The organism is Levilactobacillus koreensis JCM 16448 (assembly GCF_001435525.1).
Lineage (GTDB): Bacteria > Bacillota > Bacilli > Lactobacillales > Lactobacillaceae > Levilactobacillus > Levilactobacillus koreensis.
Window position 1 is genome coordinate 1 of record NZ_AZDP01000091.1, and the last position, 251, is coordinate 251.

The window sequence follows — 251 nt, forward strand, 5'->3', positions numbered from 1 at the left end:
CCCCGCAGTTCTTCAGCTACGACTAAATCGTGGTTTTTGATTAAGGCCGTAGAGACGTGGTGTAAAAAGTTCTTACGTTGATTGGCGACTTTAAGTTGTAATTTAGCCACTAGTAACCGTTGTTTTTGATAATTCTTTGATTCAGATAACCTTCGTTGGCTCTTTTTAGCTCGTCTGGCCCGCCGCGACAGCTTTCGTTGGGCTTTAGCTAGTTTTCCTCTAATCGTCCGGTAGTAATGGGGGTTATCAAT

At 43.4% G+C, this 251-nt stretch carries 1 protein-coding gene; it reads right to left on the reverse strand.

What is annotated here, in order from left to right:
• The coding region (locus tag FC99_RS08490; protein WP_156639355.1) for a transposase at positions 1–251 on the reverse strand (251 nt) is incomplete at both ends.